The sequence below is a fragment of the Collimonas fungivorans genome (assembly GCF_028292705.1).
Classification (GTDB): Bacteria; Pseudomonadota; Gammaproteobacteria; order Burkholderiales; family Burkholderiaceae_D; genus Collimonas; species Collimonas fungivorans_B.
This window is the reverse complement of record NZ_JAQGLV010000411.1, coordinates 1-4,841: the sequence shown is the minus strand read 5'-3', so window position 1 is coordinate 4,841 and position 4,841 is coordinate 1. Positions and strand designations below refer to the sequence as shown.

General features: G+C 59.4%; 4 protein-coding genes and 1 pseudogene. 2 read left to right on the top strand and 3 right to left on the bottom strand.

Annotated features, from left to right (window positions below; genetic code table 11):
• Both dsbD and JWQ61_RS21810 read left to right on the top strand, forming a co-directional pair.
• Positions 1 to 1,068, top strand: a 1,068-nt coding sequence (gene dsbD / locus JWQ61_RS21815) for a protein-disulfide reductase DsbD (RefSeq protein ID WP_304362369.1), incomplete at its 5' end; no start/stop codon positions are given.
• A 185-nt stretch (positions 1,069 to 1,253) separates the two neighbouring features.
• Positions 1,254 to 1,895 (top strand): peroxiredoxin, encoded by a 642-nt coding sequence (locus JWQ61_RS21810; RefSeq protein ID WP_304362368.1) that lies wholly within the window; start codon positions 1,254 to 1,256, stop codon positions 1,893 to 1,895.
• 78 nt (positions 1,896 to 1,973) lie between these two features.
• On the opposite strand, the gene JWQ61_RS21805 is transcribed toward JWQ61_RS21810, so the two are convergent.
• The 3 genes and pseudogenes from JWQ61_RS21805 to JWQ61_RS21795 all read right to left on the bottom strand — a co-directional run.
• Positions 1,974 to 3,134, bottom strand: a complete 1,161-nt coding sequence (locus JWQ61_RS21805) for a magnesium transporter CorA family protein (protein ID WP_304362367.1) — start codon at positions 3,132 to 3,134, stop codon at positions 1,974 to 1,976.
• Positions 3,112 to 4,380, bottom strand: a complete 1,269-nt coding sequence (locus tag JWQ61_RS21800; RefSeq protein ID WP_304362366.1) for a sterol desaturase family protein — start codon at positions 4,378 to 4,380, stop codon at positions 3,112 to 3,114. Before JWQ61_RS21800 ends, JWQ61_RS21805 begins: the two co-directional genes overlap by 23 nt.
• Before the next feature lie 172 nt (positions 4,381 to 4,552).
• Positions 4,553 to 4,841, bottom strand: a pseudogene (locus tag JWQ61_RS21795) (TonB-dependent receptor); the annotation flags it as partial.

Below are 4,841 nucleotides of genomic sequence, written 5' to 3'. Positions count from 1 at the left end.
CTGGGGATGGCGCTGGTCTACACCGCGCTAGGGGTTGCCGCCGGCCTGGCTGGCGAGGGCCTGGCCGCCACCCTGCAGAATCCCTGGGTGCTGTCGGCATTCGCTTTGCTGATGGTGCTGATGTCGCTATCCATGTTCGGTTTCTATGAGCTGCAGCTGCCGGCCGCGTTCCAGACCAGGTTGACGCAAGCTTCCGGCCAGCAATCAGCCGGCAAGCTGATCGGCGTGTTTGTGATGGGCGCGATTTCGGCCTTGATTGTCGGACCATGCGTAGCGGCGCCGCTGGCCGGCGCCCTGGTGTATATCAGCCAGACCCGCGATGTGGTGATCGGCGGCAGCGCGTTGTTTGCGATGGCGGTCGGCATGAGCGTGCCCTTGATCCTGGTCGGCATTTCTGCCGGCTCCCTGTTGCCGCGCGCCGGCGCCTGGATGGAATCGGTGAAACGGTTCTTTGGCGTGTTGATGCTGGCGGTGGCCTTGTGGATGGTGGCGCCGGTGATTCCGGTGCTGGCGCAGATGCTGGGCTGGGCGGCGCTCGGCATAGGCTACGGCGCATTCTTGCTGTGGGGCAGGTCGTCTGCCTGGTTTGCCAAGGCATTCGGCGTGGTGTTCATGGTGTGCGGCGTGGTGCAGCTGGTTGGCGGCATCAGCGGCGGGCGCGATGTGCTGGCGCCGCTGGCGCACCTGGGAGGAGCGCAGCAAAGCGCGCATACACAATTTATCCGAGTCAAATCGGTGGCCGAGCTGGACGCGGCCCTGGCCCAGACCAATGGCAAACCGGCATTGCTGGATTTCTACGCCGACTGGTGCGTATCGTGCAAGGAAATGGAAAAATTCACTTTCACCGACCCGCGGGTGCAAGCGCGCTTCGGCGAAATGATATTGCTGCAAATCGACGTCACCGCCAACAACGCGGACGACAAGGCCATGCTCAAGCGTTTCAATCTGTTTGGCCCGCCCGGCATCATATTTTTTGACGGGCAAGGGCGGGAAGTGCCTCAGGGGCGGGTTATTGGCTACCAGGACGCTGATAAGTTCTTGCGATCGTTGTCGGTTCTGAATAGCTGATTGCTATATTGCACGGTTTTAGGCGGCAGCTTATAAACTATTGCGGCCGTTTTGTATCTAACCTGAGGTTATGTAGATAGTCGATAAAATTCTTTAGGCTGTGGCCGCCGTAGGGCTATAGTTTTAGTTCGATGCGTTTTTGCAATCCTCACGCAATCCCCCCATGCAATCCAAAGGAGACTGAAATGACTTTACGCCTCGGCGACGTTGCCCCCGATTTTGAGCAGGATTCTTCGCTCGGCAAGATCAATTTCTATGACTGGGCCGGCGCTTCATGGGTGGTGTTGTTTTCGCATCCGGCCGACTTCACGCCGGTCTGCACTACCGAACTCGGCCTGACTTCCAAGCTGAAATCGCAGTTTGAACAGCGCGGCGTCAAAGTGATCGCACTGTCCGTGGATCCTGCCGACAAGCATCAGGAATGGATCAAGGATATCAACGAAACGCAAAACACCGTGGTTGATTTCCCCATCATCGCCGATGCCGACCGCAAGGTGTCCGAACTATATGACCTGATCCATCCGAACGCCAGCGCGACGGCCACCGTGCGTTCGCTGTTCGTGATCGATCCGGCCAAGAAAGTGCGCCTGATCATCACCTATCCGGCCAGCACCGGGCGCAATTTCGACGAGATCCTGCGTGTCATCGATTCCTTGCAGCTGACCGATAATTATTCGGTGGCGACACCAGGCAACTGGAAGGACGGGGAAGACGTGGTGATCGTTCCATCGCTGCAGGATCCCGAAGTCCTGAAACAGAAATTCCCTAAGGGTTACAAGGCGATCCGCCCTTATCTGCGCCTGACTCCGCAGCCTAACCGCGACTGATTTAACCGCCGGTTTGCAAGACCGGAAAATGAAAAAGCCCCGTCGAGAACGGGGCTTTTTATTGTCGGAGGAGACTGCTCAGCGCCGTTCCAGCGCCTGGCTCTCCAGGTAGCGGCGGCGCTGGAAGAACACCAGCATGCCGACCACGATCACCACCATGCTGCCCATCGTGATCCAGAATCCGGCATTGTTTTTCAGCAGCGGCATTTCGTTGAAGTTCATGCCGAAAATCCCGGTGATCAAGGTCAGCGGCATGAACAGCGCAGTAATGACAGTGAGCGTGCGCATGATCTCGTTGGTGCGATGGGCGACCGCGGAAAAATGGATCTGCACTGCCGATTCGATCGACGATTCGAGCCGCCGTGCGTGGTTCAGAACCCGCGTTATATGCTCCATCACGTCGTTGATGCGCACCAGCAGCAAGTCCTTGGCGCGGCTGATTTCAACGCCGTCGTCGATGTCGACGAAGTAGTCGCGCAGCTCCTGCATGGCGTCGTGCTGTTCTTCGCACAGGTTTTCCAGCTTGCGCAATTCAATCCGCGCATCCAGCAGCGCCATCCAGTCCTTGAACGGCCGGCGCGGATCGAGCAGCGCGCGCTGCCAGCGGTCCAGTTGCGTCGTCAGCGGCTGGCGCAGGTCCAGGTACTGGTCGACCATGGCGTTGATCAGGCGCAGCAGCAGATCTTCCGGCGAGGTCGGCGGACGTGTCGAGTGCGGCGTCTTTTCAGTCTTGTTGCATAGGTCCAGCAGACGCGCGCGCGCCGCGTCGATGGTGCGGCTGGAGCGTTCATGGACGGTGACCAGCGCATGGTCCATGATCAGGAAAGTCACCGGCTGCGTCGCCAGTTTGCTCAAGGCTGCGGGAATCCGGCGTTTGCTGACTTCGCTTTCTGGAGCCGCAGCTGGTGGCGCAGCAATCTTGTCGGCGGCAATCGGGACGCCGTTTTCAGTCGTGCGAGGATTGCCGTTGCCGTTCAGCACCAGCTTGCGAAACACCACCATGCCGTAATCCTGGGTTGAATCGAAATACGAAGGATGGTTGGGGTTGAGCGTATCCGTCATGTGCGGATCGTAGATCTGCACGCCGGTGGCAAGCGTAATGGCGTTGCGCCAGGCTTCCGGATCGGCGCCTACTTCTTCGTGGGTGGCGTCGATCCAGAGGAAACCTTTGACCGGTACGGTATCTGGTATTTCCTTGCTTTGGCTGACCTGGTTGTCACTGATGAGAAAGATGTCCATGCATTGTCGAGAAGCGTTTAAATATGAGCCACAGGGCGATCATCGACACCAGCGATATGGTAATGACGGCGCCCTGCAGCAGCGGTGACAAGGATACCCCACCAAACCAGACTTTGCCGATCACCGCCCCGGCGCCGGTTGCGGCCAGGCGCAATGCTTCCAGGGCGACATAAAAGGTGACATGGCGCGGACGCATCTCCATCAGGCCGCCGACTATCCATAGCCCTGCCACCAGCCAGGCCGCGTAAGCCAGCCCCAGCGGCCACGACATGGCCACCTGCGCCGCCAGGAAGTGGGTGGTGACCAGCAGCACGATGGTGAATTGCACCAAGCAGTAGATCTGGGCGGCCAGGCTCAGCTGCGGATGATACAGCGGCCGGGCGATATCGAAAGGCGTGCCCGGCCATTTTGCCGCCACGTCGGCCGGACGCCAGCCCGGCGCCTTCAGCCAGACCCGCAACTTGTCGCCCGGGCGCTGCGCGCGCCAGGCATCCAGCCACAGGACTTTATAGACTTCGAAGTTGGCCCAGACCGGGTTCCAGCTGCGCAGGGGGCTGCGGGTGCCGTACACCACCGGGTCCTGGTCGCGCTCTTCGATGAAGGTGCCGAACAGGCGGTCCCACAGGATCAGGATGCCGCCGTAATTCTTGTCCAGGTAAATATCGTTGACGCCATGATGCACGCGATGGTTCGACGGCGTCACCAGCACCCGGTCCAGCCATCCCAGCTTGCCTATCTGCTGGGTGTGCACCCAGAACTGGTACAGCAGGTCGATCAGGGCCACGGCGGCAAACACCTCCACCGGGTAGCCAAGCACGGCCATCGGCACATAAAAGATCCAGCTCAGGAACGGGCCGCTGCTGGTCTGGCGCAGGGCGGTGGAAAGATTGTAGTCTTCGCTTTGGTGGTGCACTACGTGGGCTGCCCACAAGACGTTGACTTCATGGCCGCAACGGTGCAGCCAGTAGTAGCACAGGTCGTAGAGCAGCAGGCCGGACAGCCATACCCAGAGACTGTCGGCCGGCAGCTTGAACAGCCCGATGTGGCTCACCAGCCAGGCGTAGATGCCGATCCGCAGCACTTGCATGAACACGCCGCTAACCTGGCTCAGGACGCCCAGGCTGATGCTGTTGATCGCATCGTTGAGGCGGTAGGTATTGCGCTGCCGCAGCAGGCCTACGGCCAGCTCGATGAATATCAATAAAAAGAATACCGGCGTCGCCAGGGTAATCACCTTTTCTTGCATCTTTGTCTCCTGTCGCTTGCCGCGATCGATGTTGTTGTTTTGCATGGTAACCGAAAGCCTGGGCAATACAGGAGGAGGGTTTCCTCGACAAAAAAAATGGAAGCCGGGACCGGGCTTCCATTTTTGCGCTGCATGCGGCAACTGCCGCTATATGACAGTCCATTTAAAACATTTAAAACGCATAGCGTCCTTGCACGTACACCATGCGCGGTGCGCCGACCATGCGCCCGGCGTTGCCGTCGACGTTGCGAGTGTAATAACGTTTGTCGGTCAGGTTGTTGACGCCGGCCAGGATGTCGAAGCCTTTGGCGCCCGGGACTTTCCAGTCGAGCTGGGTATTCCAGGTGCGGAAGCCGGGAATCTCGCCATTGCTGCCGTCCGCGCTTTCGGCGATGGTGTTGGCGTTATCGGCGAACTGCTTGCTTTGATGCGTGCTCGACAGGTTGAAGCCCCACGGGCCG

Excerpts from the sequence above, each read along its gene's own strand:
- JWQ61_RS21810 (WP_304362368.1), top strand. The coding sequence starts at position 1,254 with ATGACTTTACGCCTCGGCGACGTTGCCCCCGATTTTGAGCAGGATTCT.
- JWQ61_RS21805 (WP_304362367.1), bottom strand. The coding sequence starts at position 3,134 with ATGGACATCTTTCTCATCAGTGACAACCAGGTCAGCCAAAGCAAGGAA.
- JWQ61_RS21800 (WP_304362366.1), bottom strand. The coding sequence starts at position 4,380 with ATGCAAGAAAAGGTGATTACCCTGGCGACGCCGGTATTCTTTTTATTG.